Origin of the sequence: Micromonospora sp. NPDC005172, assembly GCF_040608555.1 — a bacterium.
Lineage (GTDB): Bacteria > Actinomycetota > Actinomycetes > Mycobacteriales > Micromonosporaceae > Micromonospora.
Genome location: NZ_JBEXIL010000002.1, coordinates 20,411 through 46,881, shown reverse-complemented (window position 1 = coordinate 46,881; position 26,471 = coordinate 20,411). Strand labels below are relative to the sequence as shown.

Sequence of the window (26,471 nt, the reverse complement as noted above, 5' to 3'; positions counted from 1 at the left end):
GTCACACACGTTGCTGGCACATGTACTAGCTAATCTACGGCTTCACCGCAAGTGACCGACGTCGGGGCCGGGTCGGGCGTGGCACCCTCGCTCCACAGCCAGTTCCCGCCGATCAGGCGGCCACGCTCAGCCGTACGGTTGGTTATCCACAGGCTGATCCGGTGGCTGACCGGTGAATCGCGGAGTTATCCACAGGTGCATCCCCAGCCTGGTGATCCATGGTCACGTTCCGTGTGGCGATTACGGAAGGTTCTCGAAGTCTCGCCGTCAGCGACCGAGGCGACGGCGAACCATGCCGACGACCTCGGTGATTTCCCCGATCCGCAGCACCTTGGCCAGCCCGAGATAGGACCCACCGATCACCGCGCCGCCGATCACGAGCTGAAGGACGGCCTGCATCCAGCTCGGCGTGTCGCCCCCCGGAAGCACGCTCACCACGAGCAGGCCGACCAGGGCCGAGCCCAGCGCGGCGACCGCGACCCGACCAAGGGTGCGCAGGATGGCCCCCATCCCGATCCGGCCGACCCGGGGCCGCAGCAGCCAGGCGGAGGCGAACGCCGCTGCCATGTAGGAGACGGCGTTACCGATCATCATCCCGGCCGCCGCGAAGTGCGCGGCGAAGGCGACGTACAGCACCACCTGCACACCGATCCGCAGTGCCACCACCGGAATGTTGATCAGCGCCGGGGTGCGGGTGTCCGGCAGGGCGTAGAAGGCGAAGGTGAAGAGCTGGCTGATCGCGAACGGCACCAGTGCCAGCGCCGCGAGCAGGAGCACCAGTGAGGTGTCGGCGGCGTTCTCGTCGGTGAACGCGCCGTAGCGGAACAGCGTCACGGCCAGCGGGGTGGCCAGCACCGCGTAACAGACCGCGATCGGGGCGAGCACCGCCGAGACGGTGCGGGTGCCCCGGGACAGGTCGGCGGCGACGTCGGCGTACCGACCGTCGGCGGCCGCCGCGCTCATCCGGGGCATCAGCGCCGTGATGATCGAGACGGCGATGATGCCGTGCGCCATCATCAGCAGCAGGAACACGTTGTTGTAGATCAGCGGGCCGGCGGCGTTCTCCTTGCCGGCCCGGTTCAGCAGGTTGAACAGCACGATCAGGCCGACCTGGCTGACCGCGACGTAGCAGAACATCCAGCCGCCGAGGCGGCCCAGCTCCCGCAGCCCGAGGGTGCGGAAGTCGAATCGGAGCTTCCAGCGGAAACCGACCTTGCGCAACGCCGGCAGCAACCCGGCGGCCTGGATGGCGACACCGAGCAGGGTGCCGCCGCCGATCAGCAGGATCCGGCCGGTGGTCATCTCGTCCGGCTTGACGATCCTCGCGCCGAAGATCGCGATGTACAGGCCCGCCGTGGCGATAACCACGATGTTGTTCAGGATCGGCGCCCACATCGGGGCCGCGAAGTGCCCCCGGGTGTTGAGCACCGCGCTGATCAGCGCGCTGAGGCCGGTGAAGAAGATCATCGGCAACATCAGGTAGGACAGTGCCGTGACCAGGTCCCGGAAGTCAGCTCCGGTCTTCTTGCTGGCGTAGAGCGAGGTCAGTACCGAGGCGAAGGCCACCGCCACCAGCGCCGCCACGGCCAGGGCCAGCACCGCGAGGGTCAACAACCGCTGGGCGTACGCCTGACCGCCGTCGGTGTCGACCTTTCGGCGGCGGACCAGCACCGGGATCAGGACACTGGTCAGGATGCCGCCGAGGAGGAACTCGTACACCATTCCGGGCAGGATCTGCGCGGTCGTGTACGCGTCACCGACCAGTGCGCCACCGAGCGCGGCGGTCAACGCCAAGGTGCGCAGGAAGCCCGTACCCCGGCTGACCAGGCTGCCGATCGCCATCACCGCGCTGTTGGCGGCGGCGCTGGTCTCGCCCACCTGCTCCTGGGGCGGAGCGGTGGACTCCATGGCCGGCTGGTTCAGCGGCTCGGCGGAGATGAAGGTGGCGCCGTCGGAGGGGCGGAGGTTGGCTCCCGCACCGCCGTCCTGCGCGGCGTTCGCGCTGCGGTAGAGCCCGCCGCTCATCTCCAGCCTCCCAGGGGTACGTCGAGCCGGGCACCGACCCGCACGTCACAGACCTTAGTCAACCCACACCCGTTACCCGCGCCCGGCGGATCGGATCACACCCCGGCCCGATAGGCTGGCGATCCCATGTCCGAAGCCTCCGCTCCCCACGCCGCCGACCGCCGCGAACTCACCGCCGCGCAGCGCAACGCCGTCGCCGAACTGCTCCGGGTCTCCCCGGTCGCCGACGAGTTGGGCCGCCGTTTCGTCCGCGCCGGTCACGAGCTGCACCTGGTGGGCGGTTCGGTGCGGGACGCGTTGCTCGGCCGACTCGGCGACGACCTGGACTTCTGCACCGACGCCCACCCCGACGAGACGTTGCGGATCATCAAGGGCTGGGCCGAGTCGATCTGGGAGACCGGCCGTGAGTTCGGCACCATCGGCGCGCAGCGCGACGGGCTCCGGCTGGAGATCACCACCTTCCGCGCCGAGTCGTACGACCAGGTCAGCCGTAACCCGGTGGTGGTGTACGGCACCAGCCTCGACGAGGACCTGAAGCGGCGCGACTTCACCATCAACGCGATGGCCGTCAGCCTGCCGGACCACCGCTTCACCGATCCACACGGTGGGGTGGCCGACCTCTCCGCGCAGGTCATCCGTACGCCCAGCACCCCGCGCGAGTCCTTCGGTGACGACCCGCTGCGCATGCTCCGGGCCGCCCGGTTCGCCGCCCAACTGCGCTTCGCCGTCCACCCGGACGTGCACCTCGCGATGACCGAGATGGCCGCGGACCTGGACCGGATCACCGCCGAACGGATCAGGGACGAGTTCACCAAGCTGCTCTGCGGCACCGACCCGATCACCGGGCTGCGCCTGCTTGTCGACACCGGCCTGGCGGAGCGGTTCCTTCCCGAGCTGACCGGGCTGAAGCTGGAGATCGACGAGCACGCCCAGCACAAGGACGTCTACGAGCACACGCTGACGGTGGTCGAGAACGCGGTCTCGTACGAGGAGGAGGGCTGCGACTTCGTTCTACGGATGGCCGCTCTCCTGCACGACGCGGGCAAGCCGGCGACGAAGGCCGTCGGGTCCGACGGCCGGGTCAGCTTTCACCACCACGAGGTGGTCGGCGCCCGGTTGACCAAGGCCCGGATGAAGGCGATGCGGTACCCGAAGGAGGTCACCGCGAAGGTGACCGCGCTGGTCGCGCTGCACCTGCGCTTCTACGGGTACGGCCGGGGCGAGTGGACCGACTCGGCGGTGCGTCGCTACGTCGCCGACGCCGGTGACCTGCTGCCCCGGCTGCACAAACTGACCCGCTCGGACTGCACCACCCGCAACCGTCGCAAGGCGGCCCAGCTCGCCGCCGACTACGACGCGCTGGAGGGGCGGATCGCCCGCATAGCCGCCGAGGAGGACCTGGCCCGGGTACGCCCCGACCTGGACGGCAACGCGATCATGGAGTTGCTCGGCGTACCCCCCGGTCCGATCGTCGGACGGGCCTGGAAGCACCTCAAGGAACAGCGCCTGGAGCACGGACCCCTGGACCGCGACGCCGCCGAGGCCGAGCTGCTCCGCTGGGCCCGCGCCGAAGGCCTAATCCCCTAACCCCACCCCACCCCCACCCCCATCCCCACCCCGACCCCCGCCCCCACACCTCGCCGATCTTGCACTTTGGCTTGTCGATGTGAGGGTTATGCCCTCTTATGTCGCGACAGTAAGTGCAAGATCGGCGAGGCGGTCGGCGGAGGCAGGGGTCAGCGCGTCTCGACGACCTTGCCGTCGACCGCTGCGTCGTTCGGGGTGGATGCCGAGCCGAGGCGTGCGAGCAGGCCGGCCAGGTCGATGCCGGTGAGGTCGCTGCCGAGCTGCAACCCCTGTGCCACGTTGCCGGCCACCGACTTCGTCAGCGACGACGCCCCGTCGGTGGAGATCACCGTCATCTTGTCGATCGCCCCGATCGGAGCGCTGGCCGCCTCGACGACCTGCGGCAGGACCTTGACCAGCAGGTCCAGTACCGCAGCCTCGCCGTACGCGGCGAACGACTCGGCCTTGCGGGCCATCGCCTCGGCCTCGGCCTGGCCCTTGGCCAGGATGGCCGCCGCCTCGGCCTGACCCTCGCGCTCGACCGCCTCGGCGATCGCGGAACGCCGCCGCTGCTCGGCCTCACCCTCCTTGGCACCCTCGATCGCGTTGGCCTCGGCGAGGGCCGCACGCCGTGCGCGCTCGCCCTCACCGGTGAGTCGCGCCTGTTCGGCGGAGGCCTGCGCGGCGGCGATGACCGCCTGGCGCTGCGCGTCCGCACTGAGCACCGCCGCGTTGCGGGACGCCTCGGCCTCCTGCTCCACCTTGTACCGGGCGGCGTCGGCCGGCTTGCGTACCTCGGTGTCCAGTTGGCGCTGCTTCAGCTCGGCGTTGCGCTCGGCCACCTTCTGCTGCTCGGAGAGGATCGCCTGGTCCCGTTCCGCCTGGGCCAGCGGTCCGGCAGCGGCCGACCTGGCCTTCGCCGCGTCGATCTCCGCCTGGATGCCGGCCTGCTTGAGGGCCAGGTTGCGGTTCGCCTCGGCGATGGCCTCCTCGGCGAGCAGCCGCTCCTGCTCGGCCTGCTGCCGGGCCCGCGCCTCGGCGATGGCCGCGTCCTTGAGCACCCGGGCGGCCTCGGGCCGGCCCAGGTCCTGGAGGTAGGAGCCCTCGGCGAGGATGTCCTGGAGTTGGAACGTGTCGAGCACCAGCCCCTGGTTGGTCATCGAGTGCTCGGCCTCCTCGGCCACGGCGCTGGCGAACGCCGCGCGGTCCCGGATGACCTCCTCGACGGTGAGCCGGCCGACGATCGAGCGCAGCGCGCCGGCCAGCACCTCCCGGGTGAAGTTGTCGATCTCGTCCTGCTGGTGCAGGAACCGCTGCGCCGCCGCCCGGATCGCGTCCTCGGTGCCTCCGACCTTGACGATCGCCACACCGTGCAGGTCGGCACGGATGCCCTGCTTGCTGACCGCGCCCCGGATGCCGACGTCGATCCGCCGGCTGGACAGGTCGAGCGACTGGAGCTTCTGTACCACCGGGAGCACGAAGACCGAGGCCCCGAGCACCACCTTCTGCCCGGAGGTGTCGGTCGACCGGCCGCCGTCGGCGGTGTGCGTGGTGCGCCCCTTGCGGCCCGTGACGATGAACGCCTCGTTCGGGCCGGCCACCTTGATCCGGGAGAGCACGAACAACACCAGGACGAGCGCGAGGACGACCGCGCCGCCGACAGTTATCAACAGGGGCATGGAGGGGGGTCCTGTCTGCGAGGAGGAATCAGTAGGTTTCGACGTGCACGCTGGTCTCGCTGAGCGCCTGCACGACGAAGATCTGCGCGCCCATCGGAATTGGCTGGTCGGCGCGGGCGTTGAGCTTGACCGGGTGGCCGGCGACGCGTACCCGCACCTCGCCGTACCCGTCGACAGGCACCGGCGTGACGACCAGGCCGAGCGCACCGACCAGGTCGTCCCGGGTGGGGGTGGGGTCGGTGCGCATGTTGCGCGCCGCCCGGCTGAACCGCGACGCCAGCCACGCCGTGGGCACGGCCGCGAGCAGGCCGCCGGCCGCCGCGCCCGCGATCATTCCAGGGGTACGCGCACCGAGCAGTTCGTTGACGATCGCCCCGCCGAACCCGAATGCTCCGGCGAAACCCGCGATCGTCTCGGTGGAGATCGGCCCGTCCACGCCGGGATGCCCGAAGTGGAGCAACTCGCTGCCGAGCAGGGCGAGCGCCAGCACCGCGACACCGGCTCCGCCGATGATCAGAAAGATGAGCGTCCCCGTGGCCACGACCTGCACGATATCGATCCCGCGCAACGGCGTCGTCCTGTCCGACGGCTCAGTGTGGTGCCACGCTCACCTCCAACTCCGAGAGCTGTTCGGGTAGCGGCTGGCGGACGAGTTCGCGCCCCGCCGTGTCGGCGAGCACGAAGTCACCTTCGTACGGCTGCCGGTAGAGCAGTCGGTCGTCGCCGGCCCAGACGGCGTCGGCGACCGGCAGCGCGTTGACGACCCGCCCGGTGGCGGTCTCCACCAGCAACGGCTCCTGCTGGCCCTGCACGACGACCAGGCGACCGTCCGGCGACCAGGCCCACGGACCGGCGGGATCGCCAGGTAGCGGCTCCGACCGGGTCGGTTGTCCGTCGTCGGCGGAGAACATCTGCACGCCACTTCGCGGGTGCCGGATCGACTCGGACCGTGGCTTGCCCTTGGCGGTCTGTGGCAGTGCCACCTCCCGACCGTCGCGAGTCCAGACGAAGGAGCACTGGTCGGTGCAGAAGTAGCGCTGCCGGGACACCTGATGCGTGCGCCTCCTGCCGTCCCGATCGACCACGACGAAGCCGAAGTGGTCCAGCTGATCGGTGGTGAACAGAAGGTGGCGACCGTCCGGTGACCAGGTCGGGCGATTCAGCGCAGGGCCGACCTCGTGCCAGCGGGTCTTACCGGTCGCCATGTCCACGAGGCCGACCTCACGTGGACGGTCCTCCTCGACGACCGCCACCAGCGACCCGGTCGGTGCGGGGAAGATGCCGTCGTACCGATCGGTGGGGACGTAGCGGCCACGGCTCCGGTCCAGCAGGAATCCGTTGCCCGAACCGCCGGTGAACTGTGCCCGTGTCACCTCCCAGTTCCCCGGCAGCACGAGCGGTGTGGCGGTCCAGTTCGCTGCCGGGACGGGCCGGACCGACGGTAACGAGGTGATCGAGGGTGACGGAGTCACGGTCGGGGGCGGCGTCGCCGGGGTCGGGGCCGGCCGGGGTCGGAGCAGCACGAACGGCACAGCCGCCACCACGACCGCGACGACCGCCGCCGCGCTCACGGTCAGCCGTCGCCGACGGCGCAGCCGACGACCCCGGCCGAGCGCCCGGGCGGCGAGCCCCGGAGCGGGCGCGGCGCCGTCGGCGAGATCGCGTACGGCCCCGCGGAGCACCTCGTCCAGATAAGTGGTCATCGCGTCACCTCCGGGCGGCTGGTCAGCTCGTCCAGCCGCGGTACGAGACGCCGGAGCCGTGCCAGTGCCTTGGCGCTCTGGCTGGCGACCGTGCCGGCTCGGCAGCCGAGCAGCGTCGCGGTCTGCTCGACGCTGAGGTCCTCCAGGTAGCGCAGGGTCAGCACGGCCCGTTGGCGTGGCGGCAGCGCCCGCAGAGCCTCCAGCAGAAGCAACCGCAGATCCGTCTCGTGGCCGCCGTCGCCGGTCGCCGCCCGTTCCGGTAACTCCGCCACGGGCACCTCCGTGCGCCGCCCTCGTCGTCGCCAGCCGGATACCTGGTCGTGGTACAGGATGCGTTTCACGTACGGCTCGGCGTCACCCCTGATCCGCGGCCACCGTGCGTACGCCTTGGCCAGCGCGTTCTGGAGCAGGTCCTCCGCCGCGTGTTGATTGCCGGCCAGCGCGTACGCGACGCGCAGCAGAGCGGCACCCCGCTCCTGAACGAACGTGGTGAACTCCCCGTCGACATCCGCCACCGCCCACCTCCGAAGTTCAGACGCCGGGCGGCGGCGGAAGTTTGCCTCGCCGCGCGGGACAATGGCGACATGCGCTGGACCGTGCTCGACTCGCCGATCGGCGAGTTCTCCGTGGCTACCGACGGCACGAGTGTCTGCGGAGCGCACTTCGGCCGGATCGAGGGGGCGGTCGACGAGCCCGGCGACCCGCTGTCCCGGCAGGCCGTGGCGGAGCTGCGGGCGTACTTCGGTGGTGAGCTGACGGCGTTCACCGTGCCCGTCGCCGCCCCGCGCGGCTCCGAGTTCGAGCGGGCGGTGTGGCGTGAGATGACCCGCATCCCGTACGGCGGGACGCTGACGTACGGCGAGGTGGCGCGGCTGGTTGGCGACCCGGGCGCGGCACGGGCGGTGGGGGTGGCCTGCAACCGCAATCCGGTGCCGGTGATCGTGCCGTGCCACCGGATCGTCGGCGCGGGCGGCAAGCTGGTCGGCTTCGGCGGGGGTCTGCCGCGCAAGGTCACGCTGTTGGAGCTGGAGGCCGGCGTCGCGCTGCGACACGCCTGGTCCTGACCCGTTGATCGTTGGTTGCCGAGCGATTCGACACGCCGAGCAGCGTGCTGCCGAACTGCCACCGATCGCCGCACTGGCGGTGCCCGGACGCGGCGAGGGCCGGGTCCGACAGGACCCGGCCCTCGCCGATGCTGCTGGTGGTTCAGCGGGTCAGCGCTCGACCTCGCCGGCGATGAACTCCTCGACGGCCTGGTGGGCGTCGTGGTCGGCGTACTGCACCGGCGGGGACTTCATGAAGTACGACGAGGCCGACAGGATCGGGCCGCCGATCTTGCGGTCCAGCGCGATCTTCGCGGCCCGGACGGCGTCGATGATGACACCGGCCGAGTTCGGCGAGTCCCACACCTCGAGCTTGAGCTCGGCGTTGAGCGGGGTGTCGCCGAAGGAGCGACCCTCGAGGCGGATGTACGCCCACTTGCGGTCGTCCAACCACGGCACGTGGTCCGACGGGCCGATGTGCACGTCGCTCTTGCTCATCTCGTGCGGGATCTGCGAGGTGACCGACTGGGTCTTCGAGATCTTCTTCGAGACCAGCCGCTTGCGCTCCAGCATGTTCATGAAGTCCATGTTGCCGCCGAAGTTGAGCTGGTACGTGCGCAGCAGCTCGACGCCCCGGTCCTCGAAGAGCTTCGCGAGGGCGCGGTGCACGATGGTGGCGCCGACCTGGCTCTTGATGTCGTCACCGACGATCGGCAGGCCCGCGTCGGTGAACTTCTGGGCCCACTCCGGGTTGGAGGCGATGAAGACCGGCAGGGCGTTGACGAACGCGCAGCCGGCGTCGATCGCGGCCTGGGCGTAGAACTTGGCGGCCTGCTCGGAGCCGACCGGCAGGTAGCAGACGACGACGTCCACCTGCGCGTCGCGCAGCGTCTGCGCCACGTCGACGGGGGTGGCGTCGGACTCCTCGACGATCTCGCGGTAGTACTCGCCCAGACCGTCGAAGGTCGGGCCGCGCTGCACGGTGACGCCGGTCGGCGGCACGTCGCAGAGCTTGATGGTGTTGTTCTCGCTGGCGACGATCGCCTCCGAGAGGTCCATGCCCACCTTCTTGGCGTCCACGTCGAATGCCGCGACGAACTCCACGGAGTTGACGTGGTAGTCGCCGAAGGCGACGTGCATGAGACCCGGGACGCGGTCGTTCGGGTTGGCGTTCCGGTAGTACTCGACGCCCTGAACCAGGGACGAGGCGCAGTTACCCACACCGACGATGGCGACGCGGACGGAGCCCATAGCGTCTGCCTCCTTCTTTTCTGTCACGGCCGCTCATTCCTGGTCTCTCCAGGCGGAGGCGGGCTGTTGTCTTCTCGTCGGCCACCGGCTGTCCCGATGTTCGGGACCGTCGGGGCTCGGCCGGAGCGCTCGTTGGCGATGAGCTCCTCCAGCCAGCGGACCTCGCGCTCACAGGCATCAAGGCCGTGGCGCTGCAGTTCCAGCGTGTAAGCGTCGAGGCGCTCGGCCGCCCGGCCCAGCACGTCGCGAAGGCCTTCGCGACGCTCCTCGATCTTGCGGCGGCGACCCTCCAGAATGCGCAGGCGGGTCGCCTGGTCGGTCCGGGCGAAGAACGCGAAGTGCACCCCGAAGCCCGTGTCGTCGTACGTCTCGGGCCCGGCCTGTGCGATGAGCTGGGCGAAGCGTTCCTTGCCCTCCGCGGTGATTTTGTAGACCACCCGACCTCGTCGGCTGGTCAGCGCGGGAACCTCCTCGGCGGTGGCGGGTGTCTCGGCGGCTTCGGTGATCCAACCCGCCGCCTGCAACCTGCGCAGGGTCGGGTAGAGCGAGCCGTAGCTGATCGCCGCCCGGATCGCGCCGAGTTTGGCGGTCAGCTCCTTGCGCAGCTCGTAGCCGTGCATCGGAGACTCCTGCAGGAGGCCGAGGATGGCGAATTCGAGCACGGGCCATCCTCCCTTTACCCTCCGGCGCGGAGCGGTAACCGCCGCGATGTATCGGACCGATACATCGCACGTTAGCGGCTGGCGCCGGCCAGCACAAACCCCCGTTCCGGGGTGCTGTCGTCACGCATCGTGAGCGTGGTCGCCTCGTCGGGCCGGACCGCGTACCCTTCTCGGCATGCGCACGTCTCGCCAGGTGGTCGACTACTCGCTTCAGAAGCGAGCGGTCCTGCGTGAGCTCCTGGCTGGCCGGGTCGGCACGTACGACGTGTGCGACGCCTCGCCGTACCTGAAGAACGCTGCGCGGTTCCACGGCGAACCGACCGACCAGCGTTGCCCGATCTGTCGCAGCGAGAATCTGACCCTGGTCCACTACATTTACGGCGACGAACTCAAGCAGTCCGCCGGCCAGGCCCGCACGCTGGCCGAGTTGCCCGCGCTGGCGATGACGCTACGTGAGTTCCAGGTCTTCGTGGTGGAGGTGTGCCTCGGCTGTGACTGGAACCATCTCGTCGAGCAGTACCTGCTCGGCCGGGATGGTCTCACCGGTGACGGCGACAGTGCCGGCACCGGCGCGCAGGACGCGACGGCCGCCGAGGGCGTGGGTCGGCGGAGGCGAGAGGCGCAACGGTGATCTCAGTTGGTTCGACCGGCTCCGGGGCCGTGGACATGACCCGGGACGGTCGACCACTCGTTGGTCCGATTAGCCCCATTGATTCAGCAATGACCCTGGCGAACCGGCACCCTCGTGCCGGCGTTACGGGTGAAGCAACTCACGGCAACCCGGTGGCGGCGCTGTCGCGCCCCACCGCGACCGGCAGGGTGTGAAGAATGAACTCGTACGGCGATCCCAGTTCCGCGCGCGGTCGGGCCGAGTACCCGGGTCCCGACGGTGACCCCGGACCGGGCGCGGACGACGCGTACCGCAGACCCGGCGGTGACTCCCGCGCGGGTGGTTGGTCCTCCGCGGAGCCTGCGGCGCCCCCCGGTCGGGCCCCGGTGACACCGAGAGCGGCCGGCGGTCGCGCGTCGGTCGGTGGCTCGGCCTCCGTGCCACCGCCCGGCGGTGCCGCCGGGTCCGCGTCGGTGGGCTCGGCCACGCCCGGCCGGCCCGGTCGCGCCTCGGTGCCCGTGTCCCCTGCACCCGGTGCGGCCGCGGGTCGCGCCGGCACCGGACGGGCCTCCGTTCCGGTGTCACCTGCGCCGGGAGCGCCCGCCGGTCGGGCCCGGGTGGGCACCGCCGCCGTCGGCGCCGCCTCGGCGGGCCGGGCCAGTGTCGGCTCCGCGTCGGTGGGTGGCCGTGCCGCGGTCGCCCGGGCGAGTGTCTCGCCGGTCTCGGGCGGTCCGGGTGGTCCCGGCGGCCCAGGTGGTCCCGGCGGCCCGGGTGGTCCGAACGGGCCAGGTCGCGGCGGTCGCGGCGCGGGTGATCCGGCAGCGGCGGCCCGTGCCAAGAAGCGCAAGCGGATGAACCTGCTGATCGCCGGGTTCGCCGTCTTCATCATGCTGGCCGGTGTCGGCGTGGTCGGCTTCACCTACTACTCGACAAACGTCGTCATGCCCAACGAGCTGCCGCTGCCGCTGTCCACCACGGTGTACGCCAAGGACGGCAAGACCACGCTCGCCAAGCTCGGCAGCGAGAACCGCACCTTCGTCACCATCAGCCAGATCCCGCAGCACGTGCAGGACGCCGTCGCCGCCGCCGAGGACCGGAACTTCTACCGGCACTCGGGCGTCGACTACAAGGGCATCGTCCGGGCAGCGTGGAACAACGTCTCCAACGGTGACAAGCAGGGCGCGTCGACGATCACCCAGCAGTACGCCCGCAACGCGTTCGAGAATCTCCAGGACGACACGTACGGGCGCAAGGTCAAGGAGGCGATCCTCGCCTCCAAGCTGAACGACGCGTACAGCAAGCCGGAGATCATGCAGCACTACCTCAACGTGATCTACTTCGGTCGCGGCGCGTACGGCATCGAGGCTGCGGCGCAGACGTACTTCGGCAAGTCGGCGATCAAGCTCACCCCCGCCGAGGGCGCCGTCCTGGCCGCGCTGATCAAGCAGCCGGTGGCGACCGACACCCACAAGGGCTACGACCCGGCGGTCAACCCGACCGACGCCAAGACCCGGTGGGACTACGTGATCGACGGGATGAAGAAGGAGGGCTGGTTGGACTCCCCCAACCACCCGCCGGCGCCCACCGCGTACCCGAAGGTGCTGCCACCGAAGAAGGGCGGCAACGGCTTCGGCGTCGACAGCCCCCGGGGCAACGTCATCAACTACGTCCGTCAGGAGATGGACGCGATGGGTCTCTGCTCCGACAGCGGCGCGGAGGGCAAGACGAGCTGTGTCGACGCGCTGCGGGACGGCGGCTACCGGATCACCACGACCATCGACCCGAAGCTCCAGACGGCCGCCGAGAACGTCGCGATGCAGTCGAAGAAGGGCTCGGAGCTCAACGACCAGCCCAAGAACCTGATGGCGGCGGTGGTCTCGATCGACCCGAAGAAGGGCCGCGTGCTCGCCTACTACGGCGGTGACAGCGGCGCCGACTTCGACTACGCCGGCAAGAACACCGACAAGAACGGTGACCTGACCGGTGGTCACTCGCCGGGCTCGTCGATGAAGGTCTACACCCTGGCCGCCGCTATCGAGGCGGGCATCTCGGTGAAGTCGCACTGGGACCCGACGCCGTACAAGCCCGAGGGCTCCGCGGTCGCGATCGGTAACGCCGGCCGCACCAACCTCAAGTGCGGCAAGAACTGCACCCTCGAAGAGTCGACGATCCAGTCGTACAACGTGCCGTTCTACTGGGTCACCAAGACGATCGGCGCCGAGAAGGTGGTCGACATGGCCCGCAAGGCGGGCGTGACCACCATGTGGGGCGTCGACCCGCCGCAGGCGTTCGACCTGGCGAAGAAGGGGCCGAACCCGTTCGACAACTACACCGGTTTCGGCAAGTACCCGCTCACCGTGTTCGACCACGCGAACGCGATGGCGACGTTCGCCAACGACGGCAAGTACATCAAGGCGCACTTCGTCATCAAGGTCGAGCAGCAGGACAAGAACACCGGCAAGTGGAAGGTCGTCGGCAGCGAGCGCATCAAGCCGGAGCAGCGGATCGACAAGAAGATCACCGACGAGGTCACCGCGGTCCTGAAGCAGATCCCCGCCCCCAACAGCCTTTCGCTGGAGGACGGCCGCCAGGCCGCCGCCAAGACGGGCACCTGGGAGTACGACAGCAAGGACAACTCGCAGGCCTGGACGGTCGGCTACACCCCGCAGGTCGCCACGGCCGTCTGGGTGGGCAGCCGGGACCCGAAGAAGCCGCAGATCCGCCTCGCGGGTGGTAAGCCGATCGGCGGTTCGACCCTTCCCGGTCCGATCTGGGAGAAGTACATGAACACCGCCCTCAAGGGGCAGGAGGAGATCCCCCTGCCCACCGTCACCGGCGAGGGCGACGTCACCAAGGGCAACGGCAAGGCGCCGGCGGCACCACCGCCCGGGCAGCCGGGTCAGCCAGGCCAGCCGGGTCAGCCGGGCCAACCGGGCCAGACCTGTGACCCGCTGACCAATCCGTTCTGCCCCCGCAACAACGGCAACCCCGGGGGGAACAACCCGGGCGGTCCTGGTGGGCCCGGTGGTCCGAACGGCGGCTAGCCGCCGCCCGACCTGCCACTGACCACCATGGATTGAGAGCCGCAGCGCACACACCGCCGCCGGCCGGACGACCTGTCCGGCCGGCGGTCGGCGTAGCGGCACCGGTCACTCGTCGACGGCGGCCGTACGGGTTCTGACCTGGGCGGGCCGACGAGTACATGACTCATCGCTGCGAGTACGGCAGGATGCCTCTTTATGAGCACCCAGTCGACGCCCGGCATCGACGACGCCGGAACCACCGACCACCCGTCCCGCTCCGACGGGTTCGTCCGGGGCCTCTCCGGTGCCATCGGCGGGCCGCTCGGCGACCACGCGACGGCGCTGGACCGGCCGGCTGGCCCGGAACGCCGGTTCTGGACCGCCGTCCGGATCGTCCTGGCGCTGGCCTGCCTCACACTGGCGCTGCACTGGGTGCAGAAATCGCCGTGCCAGGACGGCGCCTGGCAGAACAACGTGCAGTACAACCGGTTCTGCTACACCGACGTGCTCGCCCTCTACTACGCCGAGGGCCTCAACGAGGGCAAGGTGCCCTACCGGGACCACCCGGTGGAATATCCGGTGCTGACCGGCTACTTCATGGGTGCCCTCGGTCTGCCGGTGCACGCGATCGGCAAGGGTGACCCGAGCATCAACCAGGGCCAGTGGTTCTACAACCTCAACGCCCTCGTGCTGGGTGCACTCGCCGTGGCCACCGTCGCGGTGATCCTCGCGTTGCGCCGCCGACGACCCTGGGACGCGGCGTTGTTCGCGCTCGCCCCGGCGCTGGTGCTCACCGCCACCGTCAACTGGGATCTGCTCGCCATCGGGTTGGCGGCGTTCGGTCTGTTGGCCTGGGCCCGGCGACAACCGGTGGCGGCCGGCGTGCTGCTCGGGTTGGCCGGCGCGGCGAAACTCTGGCCACTGTTCCTGCTGGGTCCGATCCTCGTCCTGGCCCTACGGGCCAACCGACTCCGCGCCGCGCTGACCGCCCTCGGCGCAGCGGTGGTGGCCGTGGTGCTGGTGAACCTGCCCGCGTACCGGGCCAACCCGGATAACTGGGGCCGGTTCTTCGAGCTGAACACCACGCGGCCCATCGACTGGGGCACGCTCTGGTACATCGGGCGCTACCTCGACGGCAAGGTCGGCAACGACCCCGGCCAGCAGGGCCCGTTCGAATGGTTGAACACCAACACCCCGACCCTGAACACCATCTCGTACGCCCTGTTCGCGCTTGCCTGCCTCGGTGTGGCCGTGCTGGCGCTGCGCGCGCCGCGCCGGCCGCGGCTCGCCCAGCTCGCCTTCCTGGTGGTGGCCGCCTTCCTCATCTTCAGCAAGGTCTGGTCCCAGCAGTTCGTGCTCTGGATGCTGCCGCTGGTGGTGCTGGCCCGGCCGAAATGGGGGGCCTTCCTGGCCTGGCAGCTCGCCGAGGTCTGCTACTTCGTGGCCTTCTACGGCGAACTGCTCGGCGCGGCGACCAGCCGTCCCGTCTTCCCGGAAGGCGTGTTCGTGCTGGCGTCGACGCTCCGGCTGGCGACCGTGGTGACCCTGTGCGTGCTGGTCGTCCGGGAGATCCTGCACCCCGAGCAGGACGCGGTACGCGCCAACTACCCCGACGACCCGGACGGGGGTGTCCTCGACGGCGCACCGGACGCACCCTGGCTGGACCGGTGGCGTCGCCAGCCGACGACCGACGAACCCGAACCCGCGAGCGTCCCTGCGTGAGGGGGCGTCAGAGCCGGTACACCACCGCGTCGCCGACCTCCTGACGCGTGATGCCGAGCGACTCGACAGGTGCGTCGATGGTGATCTCCCACGGTGTGCCGGGTACGTCGTCGCGCAGCAGCACCACCGTCCGCACACCGAGCGTCCGCAGGTAGTCGACGCTCGTCCGGTCGGGGAACGACTGGCTGACCCGGCGGACGTCGTCGAGCTGCCGGGGCGTGAAGCCACTGCCGCCGTTCGCCACGTCCGGGAATCCGCTCGTCGACCAGAGCATCACGTGCTGGTCGATGCCCTGGTCGCTGGGCAGCACGAGCAGTGGACCCTGGGCCGAGCGCATCGCGGCGGGTTGCGTCGGCACCACCGGATGCGGGGTGGTGTTCAGCCCTTCGACGGTGACCAGCAGCAGCGGCAGCAGCGTGGCGATCCGCAGCCACGGACCAGGCCAGGACGGAATCCGCTGCGCGGCCAGCTCACGGACCCGGTCGGTGAGGGCGGTGACCGCGCCGGCCGCGAGCAGCGCGAGCAGCAACGTGGTCCAGAGCATCAACCGCCCGGGGGTACGCAACGCGTTCCAGCCCGGCGCGTGCTCGAACAGCGGCACGTAGGTGAAGGTGCCGTGGAAGAAGCGGGTACCCATCGCGAAGACCATCGTGACCAGCACACCGGCGAGCAGGAACAGCCGGTGCCGCAGCCGCCAGACCGAGAAGAACAACCCGCCGAACGCCAGCGCGTAGAGCACGAACCCCGGCAGCAGGGTCATCTCCGCGTGCCACGGCAGCGCCGCGCGGGCACCCTCGTGCAAACCGCCCCAGATCCGTGATTCGGCGGGCGCGGTCACGAAGCCGGACGCCGGCGGCGAGAAGACACTGATGTCGCGGACGGTCCGCTCGGCGTACGGGTGCAGCTCGGTCACCTGGAAGTACGGGAGAGCCATCAGCAGGCCCACCCCGGCGAAGAACACCCCGCCGACCAGGTCGGCCACGAGGAGCCGGCGACCGAACGGCACGGCCCGACCGGAGCGCAGCCGCTTCACGACGTACAACACGGCGGCGACCAGCACCGCGCAGGCCAGGAAGTACGCGAACGGCAGGCCGATGCCGAAGCCGAGGCTGATCTGCCAGGCCGCCACCAGCCATCCGGCGTACACCCAGCCGTCGTGTCGCAGCTCGGGCCGGTAGCCGCGCCGCAGCGACCAGCCGTGCCCTCGCGCCAGCATCGCGAGGGCCAGCGGAATGCCACCGTTGGAGAGCACGTGCAGGTGCCCGGCCTGGGCGAGCAGCCACGGCGCGTACGCGTAGCCGACCCCGGCGACGGCGGCGCCGATCCGACCGGCACCCAGTTGGCGGGCCAGGGCGTACGCCCCGAAGGTGGCGAGCGCGTGCGCCAGCACGAACATGATGTTGTAGCGCAGCACCGCGTCCTCGGGGCCGCTGCCGAGCATCCCGGCCGGGGCGTAGCCGAGCAGCGTGTCGGAGAACGCGAAGCTCCACAGTTCCGGGAAGAACGTGTTCGACTGCCACAGGCGCGCCGGATCGGCCAGGAGGATGTGTCCGGACCAGGCCATCTGCCACGCCTGGAGGCTCGGGTCCCAGGTGTCCTGCGGCAGGGTGTAACGCGGGTAGCGCAGCGTCGGCCAGGTCATCAGTACGGCCAGTGCCACCGAGGCGAGGGCCGCCAGGGTCCACTCGTGGACCAGGAACCGACCGACCGGCCGGGCGGCCCGGGTGAGCACGGTGGGCCGAGGTTCCGGGGCCGAGGCGAAGGCCTCCCAGCGGTCGGGCTCGACCGGCTCGGCCTCGCTGTCGGCGTCGTCACCGACCTTGCCGCCCTCGGGCTTTTCGCCGTCCTTCACCACCGCACCCTTGGCGGCACCGGGCTTCGTGGCGTCGGCCTTCTCGTTGCCGGCGCTCGTCGTACCGTCGCCCTTGGCCGTGGCGGTCTCGTCGTCACCGGCGCTCTTCGCGCCGCCGTTCTCGGCGGCGTCGCCCTTCGTGGTCGTCCTGGCGATCTTCGGGCCGCTGTCCGGCGCCGGGTCGTCCCGGGGCGTGTCACTCGTCGTGGTCCCGGCCGAGGCGATGGGGACGTCGCCGGTGGGCGGCGTGGCCGGTCGGATCGGGTCATTGCCGGTGGACGTGGACCGCGCCTTTCCCGGCTTGGACTTTCCGGTCTTCATGCTGCCGGGCGCTCCGTCGGGAGCTGCTGGCGCAGGAAGTCGATGTCGGCGCCCTGGCCCGCGACGCCGCCCGGGGTCTCGACGACCACCGGCGCTCCGGCGGCCCGGATCACGGCCACCACCAGCTCCGGATCGATCGTCCCGCCGTCGAGGTTGTCGTGCCGGTCCTGCCCGGAGTTGAACGCGCCCTTGGAGTTGTTGGCGTGTACCAGATCGATCCGCCCCGTGATCGCCTTCACCCGGTCGACGAGACCGAGCAGTTCCTCACCCCCGGCGTACGCGTGACACGTGTCCAGGCAGAAGCCGACCTCGTAATCGCCGATCGTGTCCCAGAGCCGGGCGAGCGCGTCCAGCCGGCGGGCGCACGCGTTGTCGCCGCCGGCCGTGTTCTCGATCAGGACCGGAACGCCGAATCCGCCCGAGTCGGCCGCGTACGCAAAGGTCTTGCGCCAGTTGTCGAAGCCGACGGCCAGGTCGTCACCGGCGTTGACGTGCCCACCGTGGACGATCAGGCCCTTCGCGCCGATCTCGGCCGCGGCGGTCGCGTGCCCGAGCAGCAGCTTGCGGCTGGGGATGCGGATGCGGTTGTTGAGGGTCGCCACGTTGATGACGTACGGGGCGTGCACGTAGAGGTCGACCTCGGCGGCGCGCAGCCGCTCGGCGTCCTCCCGCGGCTTGGGGGCCTTCCATCCCTGCGGGTCGGAGAGGAAGAACTGCACGGTGTCGGCGGACCGGGCGGCTGCCTCCGCCAGCGGGTCGGTCGAATCGACGTGGGCTCCGATACGCATGGCAGCGAGCCTACGTCGCAACCCCGACGGGTGCGGTGACGGCCGGCGCGATGTCGTCACCCCGGCTGACGGACGATCGTTGATGGAACGGGACCCGGCGAACGGGGCCCGGGGCTGATCGCGGCGGGTTCGCCGCGCATGGTGACCGGTGTTCGTCAGCCCGAGAGCGAGATCATCCCCGTGGCGCGGCCCGGCGCTGCGGGGACGATCGGCACCTTTGCATAATCTCGGAAATTTCTGCCTTTTGCCCCGACAGGGGACGACAGCCGTTGTATCGTCAGATAACAACACGATAAAGCTCCGCGGGGCGTCTCCGGTCCAACCTCATCGGTGTGGTCGTTCCTCCCCAGGTCCCACCCAAGGAATGCGGACGGGACGCTCCGCGGCCTCGTTGACGGGGGCTCGCCACCGACCAGTGACGGTCGGACGGCGAGCCCCCGTCGGCATGCCCGCGATGTCGACCCGACCGCCCCGGGCATGATCGACCGGACCGGGTATCCTGGTCAGGTTGTCCGCGTCCGGCCGGGTTCCCCCGGCACGTGCGGGCAGCGACGCACGACCTCCTGCCACGGAAGGACCGTGGCCGCTTAGCCCACAGGAGGTGAGCACGTCTTGCGTCATTACGAGATCATGGTGATCCTCGACCCCAGCCTCGAGGAGCGCACCGTCGCCCCGTCGCTCGACACGTACCTGAACGTGATTCGGACCGCGGGTGGCTCGGTTGAGAAGACGGACGTGTGGGGCCGCAGGCGCCTCTCGTTCGAGATCAACAAAAAGGCCGAGGGCATCTACGCCGTCGTCGACCTGCAGGCCACGCCTGCTGCCGTGGCCGAGCTGGACCGTCAGCTCCGGCTGAACGAGTCCGTGCTGCGCACCAAGGTCATCCGGCCGGAGATGCGCTAAGCATTCAGTCCGGTCATTCAACCCGGTTCGCCCGGATCAGCCTCCGCGACTCTGTCGTACGGCTCTGAGAGCCTGTACGACGAGACGCTGAGTGCGCGAGGAGATGGTCATGGCAGGAGACACCACCATCACGGTCATCGGTAACTTGACCGATGACCCCGAGTTGCGGTTCACCCCGTCCGGTGCGGCGGTCGCCAAGTTCCGGGTCGCTTCGACGCCCCGTTTCATGGACAAGACCACCAATGAGTGGAAGGACGGCGAGCCGCTCTTCCTGGCTTGCACCGTGTGGCGTCAGGCGGCGGAGCACGTCGCCGAGTCGCTGCAGCGGGGCGCCCGCGTGATCGTCTCGGGCCGGCTGCGTCAGCGGTCCTACGAGACCCGCGAGGGCGAGAAGCGCACCGTCATCGAGCTTGAGGTCGACGAGATCGGCCCGTCGCTGCGCTACGCCACGGCGAAGGTGCAGAAAATGTCCCGCTCCGGTGGCGGTGGCGGTGGCGGTGGCGGCGGCTTCGGTGGTGGCGGTGGTGGTGGCCAGGGTGGCGGCGGAGGCAACTTCGACGACCCCTGGGCTTCGGCCGCACCCTCTCCCGCGCGTGCCGGTTCGGGCGGCAACTTCGACGAGGAGCCTCCGTTCTAATGGCGCCGAGCGCCCGCGATCGCAAACCAGGAGCAAGGTCCACGGCCAAGGCTGCGGCCCTTCGCAAGCCCAAGAAGAAGGTGAACCCGCTCGACAAGGACGGGATCGCCTACATCGACTACAAGGACACGGCGCTGCTGCGCAAGTTCATCTCCGACCGCGGCAAGATCCGCGCTCGGCGGGTCACCGGTGTGACCTCGCAGCAGCAGCGGCAGATTGCCCGCGCGGTCAAGAACGCCCGCGAGATGGCGCTTCTGCCGTACACCGCAACGGCCCGCTGAGAGGAGGCACCGATATGAAGATCATCCTGACTCAGGAAGTGTCCGGCCTCGGTGCCCCGGGCGACATCGTGGAGGTCAAGGACGGCTTCGGCCGTAACTACCTGCTGCCGCAGGGCTTCGCGATCGCCTGGACCAAGGGCGCGGAAAAGCAGGTCACGGTCATCCAGCGGGCCCGCTCGGCCCGCGAGATCCGCGACCTCGACCACGCGAACGAGGTCAAGGGCCAGCTTGAGGGTCTCAAGGTCAACTTGAAGGCCCGCGCCGGCGACGGCGGTCGGCTCTTCGGCTCGGTCACCTCGGCCGAGATCGTCGACGCCGTCAAGGGCGCCGGTGGTCCGGTCCTCGACCGTCGCCGGCTGGAGGTGCCCGGTCACATCAAGTCGACCGGCACCTACCCGGTGAAGATCAAGCTGCACCCCGAGGTCACCGCATCGTTCAACCTGAACGTCGTTCAGGGCTGACGAAACGCCGGACCACGACGAGGGCCCGCACCGAGCGATCGGTGCGGGCCCTCGCGCATGCGCCATCAGGCCCGCTCGCCAGCCTCAGCCGATCGGTTGACCGGTCACCGCGCTGATCAGCACCGTGGAGAGACCACCGCCGACCACCGCCGCGGCGAGCGCGATCGTCGCCGACCGCCACGTCGTGCCGACCCGGCGCAGCAGCGCCGCCACCACCAGACTGCTCGCCAGCGCCAACCCGAACCGCGGCGAGCCGGCGAGCAACGACTCCAACGCACGGGACCGCGCGGAGTCGCAGCCGCCCCCACTGATGTCGGTGACACAACCGGCGGGCGCCTGCCCGTCCAGCGTCAGCAACCACAGGAAGATCAGCACCGCCGGCACCACGTAGCAGGCGGTGGTGTACAGCAGCGGCCGGACGGACCCACCGGGATCAGGGTCGAGGAGGTCGTCCTCCAGACGCCGCGCCCAGCCGCCCGTCGCCACCGACTCGACCCGCCGCCGCACCGACGCCGTACCGACAGGTGACCGGTCCGCCCGACGCACGGCACCGACAGGGGGTACGGGAACACTGCGCGGCCGCGGAGCGGTGTAACCCACCACCGGAGAACGAGGCGCGGACGTGGTCGAATCCATCCAGCGCGGATCGTCACCGGACAGCCGCGTACCGGACCAGAAACTGCTGTCCCGGCTCGGCCATCCCTCCGTCAGACGATCCGAGCGGGGTGGCAGCGTCCGGTCCCACTGGTCGTCCTCGACCGCGGACCGCTCCCACTGGCCGGTGCGGTCCGACCGCTCCCAACCACCGACACTCTCCCCCTGGGACCACTGCCCGCTCAGGTCCGTGGCGTCCGGGCCGGGTGGCGGCCACGCGTGCACACCCGACGCGTCCCACGGGTCCACGGCGGGCGCGTACGACGGATCGGGCTCCGCCGGCCGCTCCGACCGACGTTCCCAGGGATCGACCGCCGGACGGGTCCACGACTCCTCTGCCGCGCGTCGGCTGCGCCGCGTCGGCCGGCTCACCTCCGGACGGGACGCCGTCTCGGCCGAGCCTGCCTCCAGATCTCCACCGGACCAGATCACCTGGGGACGACCGGCCGGCGCACGACGGGGACGACGGTCGGAGGCCACGCCGGAAACCGGCTCCTCCGCTGAGTCGGCGCGCCGACGGCCCGCGTACCCCTGATCCTGGAGACGGTCGAGCGTCCACTCCCGGGTGTGGTCCGAATCGGGGCCCGCGCCGATCGCCCGCTGTTCACGCCGACCGCTCGCGTCGGCCCGTCGCCTGCCGGTCGCCTCGGCACCACGCCAGCCGGCACCGGAACTCGGGCGCTCAGGCTCGGCCTCGACATCGTCCTCATCGGGCGCGGCATGCCGGCCACCACCGTCAGCCCGTCGAACCCCCGACTCCAGCGCCCATCGCGGCAGGTAGGCGTCGACCGGTTCGTCCTGCCCACGATCCCGCGCACGCTGCCGGCTGGAGGTGCGGTAGCCCGCGTCCTCGTCGTAGGGGTCGACCGGAGCGGGCAGCGCAGGCTGACCCCACGAGGCGGTTGGCGGACGCTCGCGCGGGCTGCCCTCCCCGCGTCCCCAGTCCCGGTAACTCACGGCCGGAGTGTGACCCTTCTGAACCCAAAGCGTAATCCGCTGTCCAGGTGTAGCCGTTCGCTGGAGATAGTACGGGAAGATCGTGTCACAGAACCGACCGAAATATTCTCCTCCACAGGCTGGGGACCGCGTTTTGCCTGTTCAAAGGCTTGCAGCCGAGAATTCCCCAACGGTTGTCCACAGCCTGTGCACACCCTGCGCACATGCTCGTCCACCGGTTTCCACAGGTTGTCCCGAGGCTCATCCACCGAGCCTGTTGAGTCGCTGACCTCGGGGTCCGTATGGTTGGCCCTCGACCGCCGGCGCGATGGCCCCCGATCGACCGGCTCGGTCGAGAGAACTGTCGTACCTCGGCGGTAGAGCTGGGACCAGATCCGACGCAGTGGAGGGGGGACCGGTGTCGGTCACCGACGACATGCGGGCGGAGGCACGGTCCGGCAACGGTCAGCCACCCGGGCAGCGGGACGGCCAGTTCGACAAGACCCCACCCCAGGACGTCGCCGCCGAGCAGTGCGTCCTCGGCGGCATGTTGCTCTCCAAGGACGCCATCGCCGACGTCGTCGAGATCCTCAAGACCAACGACTTCTACCGACCGGTGCACGCCACCATCTTCGACATCATCCTCGACATCTACGGTCGGGGTGAGCCGGCCGACTCGATCACCGTCGCGGCGGCGCTCGCCGACTCCGGGGATCTGGTACGCATCGGTGGCGCGCCGTACCTGCACACTCTCATCGCCAGCGTGCCCACCGCCGCGAACGCGGCGTACTACGCCCGGATCGTCAGCGAGCGCGCGGTGCTGCGCCGGCTCGTCGAGGCCGGCACCAAGATCGTGCAGCTGGGTTACGGCACCGCCAGCGGCGGCAGCCGCGACGTCGACGACGTCGTGGACCTTGCCCAGCAGGCCGTCTACGACGTCACCGAACGCCGGGTCAGCGAGGACTTCGCGATCCTGGCCGACATGCTTCAGCCGACGCTGGACGAGATCGAGGCGGTTGGCGCGCAGGGCGGCGTCATGACCGGTGTGCCAACCGGTTTCAGCGACCTGGACCGGCTGCTCAACGGCCTGCACGCCGGCCAGTTGATCATTGTGGCCGGCCGGCCCGGTCTTGGCAAGGCGCTCGCGCTCGACACCCCGTTGCCGACTCCCACTGGCTGGACCACGATGGGTGAGGTCGGGGTGGGTGATCAACTGCTGGCGGCGGACGGCCGCCCCACCACGGTGACGCACGCCTTCGACGTCATGCACGGGCGTCCCTGCTATGAGGTCGAGTTCTCGGACGGCACCGTGATCGTGGCGGACGCAGAGCATCTCTGGAAGACGACCAGCCGGGCCAGCCGACGGCAGAAGCCGAGCCAGCAGAGGCGGTACTGGCCGGAGGAGTCGCTGGTCAGGGTGCGCGCTGCGGACGAGAGGTACAGCGGGGCGGGGAACCAGCCCATCCCGTTGTTCGAAGCTGTGGAGCAGATCGGGCCGGAGTTCCGCCACGTCCTGCAGACTGTTGCTTCCGAGGTCGGTTCGATTGGTCGGCTAGCCCGTCCCACTGTTCGTAATGGGAAGCCGCGCAACTGGACCGCGCCCGGTTACCCGTCCGGGACGCTGCTGGATGCTCTCCTCCGCCGGGCTGACCGCACGGCGTCGGCTAGCACTCAAGTCGAGCACGACGCCGTGGTCACCACTGCTGAAATCGTTGCCACGTTGCGTACCGACACTACCGAGCGACGGCTCAACCATGCGGTACGGAACACCGCCCCGCTCTGCCTCCCGGAGCGGCAGCTACCGATTCCGCCCTACACCCTCGGGGCCTGGCTCGGCGACGGGCACAGTCACGCCAGCCGGCTCACCACGGCTGACGCTGAAATGCTCCACGGCTCTTTCCTCGGACTGCTGCGTCAGACCGGGGTAGCGCAGACAAAGCACATCCCGGCCGCTTACCTGCGCGCCTCCGAGGTCCAGCGCCGGGCGCTCCTCGCGGGCCTGATGGATACGGACGGCACCGTCGCCCCAGCCGGGAACTTGCAGTACACGTCGACCTCGAAGCGGCTGGCTGATGATGTTCGCGAACTCATCGTCAGCCTCGGCTACCGTTGCACCGTCAACGCCACGCCGGTACGCGGGCGTACCCCCGAGTCGTCGATCGCCTACACGTTGAACTTCTCCACGCCCGATGCGGTCTTCCGACTCAAGCGGAAGCGGGACGCGCACGCCGAACGCCGCCGTACCGCCTCGGACGTGCGCACGACATCCCGCTTCATCGTCGACGTCCGCCAGGTGCCCAGCGTGCCGGTCCGCTGCGTCACAGTGGACAACCCGGAACATCTCTACCTGGCCAGCCGGGCGATGATTCCCACCCACAACAGCACCGCCAGTATGGACTTTGCCCGAAATGCTGCTATTCGCGCCAACCAGGCGGCCGCGATCTTCTCGCTGGAAATGAGCAAGGTCGAGATCGTCATGCGACTGCTCTCGGCCGAGGCGCGGGTGCCGCTGCACGTGCTGCGTAGCGGCCAGCTCTCCGACGACGACTGGACCAAGCTGGCCCGGTGCATGGGCGAGATCAGCGAGGCGCCGCTGTTCGTCGACGACACCCCGAGCATGAACCTGATGGAGATCCGGGCCAAGGCGCGCCGGCTCAAGCAGCGACACGACCTCAAGATGATCGTGGTCGACTACCTCCAGCTGATGACCTCGCCCAAGCGCACCGAGAGCCGGCAGCAGGAGGTCGCCGACCTTTCCCGCGGCCTCAAGCTGCTGGCCAAGGAGGTCGAGTGCCCGGTCATCGCGGTGAGTCAGCTCAACCGTGGCCCCGAACAGCGCACCGACAAGCGCCCGCAACTGTCTGACTTGCGCGAATCGGGATGTCTCACTGCGGATACCCGGGTCGTTCGTGCAGACAACAACGCGGAGATCACGCTCGGCGAACTGCTGTCGAACCGGACGAAAGACATTCCAGTCTGGGCCCTCGACGAGGGTCTTCGCTATACCCCCCGCACCATGACCCACGTCTTTCCGAGCGGCACCCGTGAGGTGTTCCGGTTGACGCTGGCCTCAGGCAAGCAGATCGACGCAACGGCGAACCACCCCTTCCTTGCCTTCACGGGATGGGTGCCGCTGGGTGAACTGGCACCGGGGGACCGCGTCGCCACGCCACGACACCTGCCGCCCCCGATGACGATTCGCCCGTGGGCTGAGGCAGAGGTCGTCATGCTGGCGCACCTGCTGGGCGACGGCTCCTTCGTGCGACGTCAGCCGATTCGCTATGCAAGCCGGGACGAGTTGAACCTGCACGCGGTGGCAGAGGCAGCGAAACATTTCGGCATCACCGCCCTGCGCGACGACTATGCGGCCGCGAGGGTGACCACCCTGCGGCTGCCTGCCCCCTTCCGGCTGGCCCGAGGCCGACGTAACCCGATAGCGGAGTGGCTGGACGGCTTGGGCCTCTTCGGTCTGCGCTCGCACGAGAAGTTCATCCCGTCCTCGGTCTTCGGACTTCCCAAGGAGCAGGTGACCGTCTTCCTGCGGCATCTCTGGGCCACTGACGGCTCGGTCACCGTCAACAGTTCAGGCCGCGGCGGACGGGTCTACTTCTCGTCCACGAGTCGGCGAATGTTGGAAGACATCTCCAGGCTGCTTCTGAGGTACGGCATCACCGCCCGTCTCCGGGCCGTGCCGGTGGTTGGCCACCGTCCCCAGTACACGCTCGACATCTCCGGCCGGGACGACCAGTTGAGGTTCCTGCGTGAGGTCGGAGTCCACGGCCAGCGGTCGGAGGGTTGTGCTGCTCTGCTCGCCGCCCTGGAATCGACGGAGAGCAATACCAACGTCGACACGGTCCCCCGCGAGGTCTGGTCCAAGGTCAAGGAAATCCTGGTCGAGCAGGGGATGTCCCACCGTGAGTTCGCGAAGGCCATCGGCACCCAGTTCTGCGGCAGCACGCTCTGGAAGCACGCGCCCAGCCGCTCTCGGCTCGCGGCGGTTGCTGCGGTGCTCGACTCTGCCGACCTCGACCTGCACGCGACCAACGACATCTTCTGGGACTCGATCGTGTCTATCGAGCCGATCGGTGAGCAGGAGGTGTTCGATGCGACAGTTCTCGGTACACACAACTTCGTGGCGAACGGCATCGCCACCCACAACTCGATCGAGCAGGATGCGGACGTTGTCATCCTGCTGCACCGCGACGACTATTATGACAAGGAGTCACCGCGGGCCGGGGAAGCGGACTTCATCGTTGCCAAGCACCGAAATGGTCCGACCGACACGGTGACGGTCGCGGCCCAGCTGCATCTGTCGCGATTCGTCGACATGGCCATCGGCTGATCGGCGCCCGAG

At 69.6% G+C, this 26,471-nt stretch carries 20 protein-coding genes; 10 read left to right on the top strand and 10 right to left on the bottom strand.

Annotated elements, in window-relative coordinates; genetic code table 11:
- Window positions 1-267: 267 nt before the first annotated feature.
- On the bottom strand, window positions 268-2,025 hold the full coding sequence (gene murJ / locus ABZV06_RS01500) for a murein biosynthesis integral membrane protein MurJ (protein ID WP_355617691.1): 1,758 nt from the start codon (window positions 2,023-2,025) through the stop codon (window positions 268-270).
- Between the two features lie 126 nt (window positions 2,026-2,151).
- On the opposite strand from murJ, the gene ABZV06_RS01495 reads away from it, so the two are divergent.
- Complete coding sequence (locus ABZV06_RS01495; protein ID WP_355617688.1) at window positions 2,152-3,612, top strand: CCA tRNA nucleotidyltransferase; 1,461 nt, start codon at window positions 2,152-2,154, stop codon at window positions 3,610-3,612.
- Between the two features lie 149 nt (window positions 3,613-3,761).
- On the opposite strand, the gene ABZV06_RS01490 is transcribed toward ABZV06_RS01495, so the two are convergent.
- From ABZV06_RS01490 to ABZV06_RS01475, 4 genes are read right to left on the bottom strand one after another with little or no spacing between them, the layout of a single operon-like run.
- Window positions 3,762-5,270: an SPFH domain-containing protein gene (locus tag ABZV06_RS01490; protein ID WP_355617685.1), complete on the bottom strand. Its 1,509-nt coding sequence runs from the start codon at window positions 5,268-5,270 to the stop codon at window positions 3,762-3,764.
- Window positions 5,271-5,298: 28 nt separating this feature from the next.
- Window positions 5,299-5,820 (bottom strand): hypothetical protein, encoded by a 522-nt coding sequence (locus tag ABZV06_RS01485; protein WP_355248087.1) that lies wholly within the window; start codon window positions 5,818-5,820, stop codon window positions 5,299-5,301.
- A gap of 40 nt (window positions 5,821-5,860) precedes the next feature.
- Window positions 5,861-6,973 (bottom strand): hypothetical protein, encoded by a 1,113-nt coding sequence (locus ABZV06_RS01480; protein WP_355617682.1) that lies wholly within the window; start codon window positions 6,971-6,973, stop codon window positions 5,861-5,863.
- Window positions 6,970-7,488, bottom strand: coding sequence for a SigE family RNA polymerase sigma factor (locus tag ABZV06_RS01475; RefSeq protein WP_355248066.1), 519 nt, complete (start codon window positions 7,486-7,488; stop codon window positions 6,970-6,972). The genes ABZV06_RS01480 and ABZV06_RS01475 overlap by 4 nt, the downstream gene beginning before the upstream one ends.
- 69 nt (window positions 7,489-7,557) lie before the next feature.
- On the opposite strand from ABZV06_RS01475, the gene ABZV06_RS01470 reads away from it, so the two are divergent.
- Window positions 7,558-8,037, top strand: coding sequence for a methylated-DNA--[protein]-cysteine S-methyltransferase (locus tag ABZV06_RS01470; RefSeq protein ID WP_355248063.1), 480 nt, complete (start codon window positions 7,558-7,560; stop codon window positions 8,035-8,037).
- 150 nt (window positions 8,038-8,187) lie between these two features.
- On the opposite strand, the gene ABZV06_RS01465 is transcribed toward ABZV06_RS01470, so the two are convergent.
- A complete protein-coding gene (locus tag ABZV06_RS01465; RefSeq protein ID WP_355248060.1) occupies window positions 8,188-9,267 on the bottom strand; it encodes an inositol-3-phosphate synthase in 1,080 nt (359 codons plus the stop codon).
- Between the two features lie 23 nt (window positions 9,268-9,290).
- Complete coding sequence (locus ABZV06_RS01460) at window positions 9,291-9,929, bottom strand: PadR family transcriptional regulator (RefSeq protein ID WP_030331823.1); 639 nt, start codon at window positions 9,927-9,929, stop codon at window positions 9,291-9,293.
- 175 nt (window positions 9,930-10,104) lie between these two features.
- Between ABZV06_RS01460 and ABZV06_RS01455 the strand changes: the two genes are divergently transcribed.
- The 3 genes from ABZV06_RS01455 to ABZV06_RS01445 all read left to right on the top strand — a co-directional run bounded on the left by ABZV06_RS01455 (window position 10,105) and on the right by ABZV06_RS01445 (window position 15,284).
- Window positions 10,105-10,560 (top strand): DUF5318 domain-containing protein, encoded by a 456-nt coding sequence (locus tag ABZV06_RS01455; protein WP_355617679.1) that lies wholly within the window; start codon window positions 10,105-10,107, stop codon window positions 10,558-10,560.
- 197 nt (window positions 10,561-10,757) lie between these two features.
- Complete coding sequence (locus ABZV06_RS01450) at window positions 10,758-13,583, top strand: transglycosylase domain-containing protein (RefSeq protein ID WP_355617676.1); 2,826 nt, start codon at window positions 10,758-10,760, stop codon at window positions 13,581-13,583.
- 195 nt (window positions 13,584-13,778) lie between these two features.
- Window positions 13,779-15,284: a glycosyltransferase 87 family protein gene (locus tag ABZV06_RS01445; RefSeq protein WP_355248052.1), complete on the top strand. Its 1,506-nt coding sequence runs from the start codon at window positions 13,779-13,781 to the stop codon at window positions 15,282-15,284.
- A 7-nt stretch (window positions 15,285-15,291) separates the two neighbouring features.
- Here the strand turns inward: ABZV06_RS01445 and ABZV06_RS01440 are convergent, their stop codons facing one another.
- Entirely contained in the window at window positions 15,292-17,457 is a 2,166-nt protein-coding gene (locus ABZV06_RS01440; RefSeq protein WP_355248050.1) for a hypothetical protein, read from the bottom strand.
- The gene (locus ABZV06_RS01435; RefSeq protein WP_355248047.1) at window positions 17,454-18,245 is read right to left on the bottom strand and encodes a deoxyribonuclease IV; all 792 of its coding nucleotides are present in this window, start codon (window positions 18,243-18,245) and stop codon (window positions 17,454-17,456) included. Before ABZV06_RS01435 ends, ABZV06_RS01440 begins: the two co-directional genes overlap by 4 nt.
- A gap of 612 nt (window positions 18,246-18,857) precedes the next feature.
- Here ABZV06_RS01435 and rpsF point away from each other — a divergent pair.
- From rpsF to rplI, 4 genes are all read left to right on the top strand, one after another.
- Window positions 18,858-19,148 carry a 30S ribosomal protein S6 gene (gene rpsF / locus ABZV06_RS01430; protein WP_355248044.1) on the top strand — a complete coding sequence of 97 codons (291 nt, stop codon included), beginning with the start codon at window positions 18,858-18,860 and terminating at the stop codon, window positions 19,146-19,148.
- A gap of 91 nt (window positions 19,149-19,239) precedes the next feature.
- Window positions 19,240-19,785: a single-stranded DNA-binding protein gene (locus tag ABZV06_RS01425; protein ID WP_355617673.1), complete on the top strand. Its 546-nt coding sequence runs from the start codon at window positions 19,240-19,242 to the stop codon at window positions 19,783-19,785.
- Entirely contained in the window at window positions 19,785-20,066 is a 282-nt protein-coding gene (rpsR, locus tag ABZV06_RS01420) for a 30S ribosomal protein S18 (RefSeq protein ID WP_355248038.1), read from the top strand. Before ABZV06_RS01425 ends, rpsR begins: the two co-directional genes overlap by 1 nt.
- A 14-nt stretch (window positions 20,067-20,080) precedes the next feature.
- Window positions 20,081-20,527, top strand: a complete 447-nt coding sequence (gene rplI, locus ABZV06_RS01415) for a 50S ribosomal protein L9 (RefSeq protein ID WP_355248035.1) — start codon at window positions 20,081-20,083, stop codon at window positions 20,525-20,527.
- 84 nt (window positions 20,528-20,611) lie between these two features.
- Here rplI and ABZV06_RS01410 read toward each other — a convergent pair whose 3' ends face one another.
- Window positions 20,612-22,138, bottom strand: coding sequence for a hypothetical protein (locus ABZV06_RS01410; RefSeq protein ID WP_355617670.1), 1,527 nt, complete (start codon window positions 22,136-22,138; stop codon window positions 20,612-20,614).
- A 307-nt stretch (window positions 22,139-22,445) separates the two neighbouring features.
- Between ABZV06_RS01410 and ABZV06_RS01405 the strand changes: the two genes are divergently transcribed.
- Window positions 22,446-26,459: a replicative DNA helicase gene (locus tag ABZV06_RS01405; RefSeq protein WP_355248030.1), complete on the top strand. Its 4,014-nt coding sequence runs from the start codon at window positions 22,446-22,448 to the stop codon at window positions 26,457-26,459.
- Window positions 26,460-26,471 lie beyond the last annotated feature (12 nt).

Coding starts and splice junctions, on each gene's coding strand:
- ABZV06_RS01405 (WP_355248030.1), top strand. CDS start 22,446: ATGGCCCCCGATCGACCGGCTCGGTCGAGAGAACTGTCGTACCTCGGC.
- ABZV06_RS01480 (WP_355617682.1), bottom strand. CDS start 6,973: ATGACCACTTATCTGGACGAGGTGCTCCGCGGGGCCGTACGCGATCTC.
- rplI (WP_355248035.1), top strand. CDS start 20,081: ATGAAGATCATCCTGACTCAGGAAGTGTCCGGCCTCGGTGCCCCGGGC.
- ABZV06_RS01490 (WP_355617685.1), bottom strand. CDS start 5,270: ATGCCCCTGTTGATAACTGTCGGCGGCGCGGTCGTCCTCGCGCTCGTC.
- ABZV06_RS01435 (WP_355248047.1), bottom strand. CDS start 18,245: ATGCGTATCGGAGCCCACGTCGATTCGACCGACCCGCTGGCGGAGGCA.
- ABZV06_RS01465 (WP_355248060.1), bottom strand. CDS start 9,267: ATGGGCTCCGTCCGCGTCGCCATCGTCGGTGTGGGTAACTGCGCCTCG.
- ABZV06_RS01450 (WP_355617676.1), top strand. CDS start 10,758: ATGAACTCGTACGGCGATCCCAGTTCCGCGCGCGGTCGGGCCGAGTAC.
- ABZV06_RS01455 (WP_355617679.1), top strand. CDS start 10,105: ATGCGCACGTCTCGCCAGGTGGTCGACTACTCGCTTCAGAAGCGAGCG.
- ABZV06_RS01495 (WP_355617688.1), top strand. CDS start 2,152: ATGTCCGAAGCCTCCGCTCCCCACGCCGCCGACCGCCGCGAACTCACC.
- murJ (WP_355617691.1), bottom strand. CDS start 2,025: ATGAGCGGCGGGCTCTACCGCAGCGCGAACGCCGCGCAGGACGGCGGT.
- ABZV06_RS01440 (WP_355248050.1), bottom strand. CDS start 17,457: ATGAAGACCGGAAAGTCCAAGCCGGGAAAGGCGCGGTCCACGTCCACC.
- rpsR (WP_355248038.1), top strand. CDS start 19,785: ATGGCGCCGAGCGCCCGCGATCGCAAACCAGGAGCAAGGTCCACGGCC.
- ABZV06_RS01470 (WP_355248063.1), top strand. CDS start 7,558: ATGCGCTGGACCGTGCTCGACTCGCCGATCGGCGAGTTCTCCGTGGCT.
- ABZV06_RS01445 (WP_355248052.1), top strand. CDS start 13,779: ATGAGCACCCAGTCGACGCCCGGCATCGACGACGCCGGAACCACCGAC.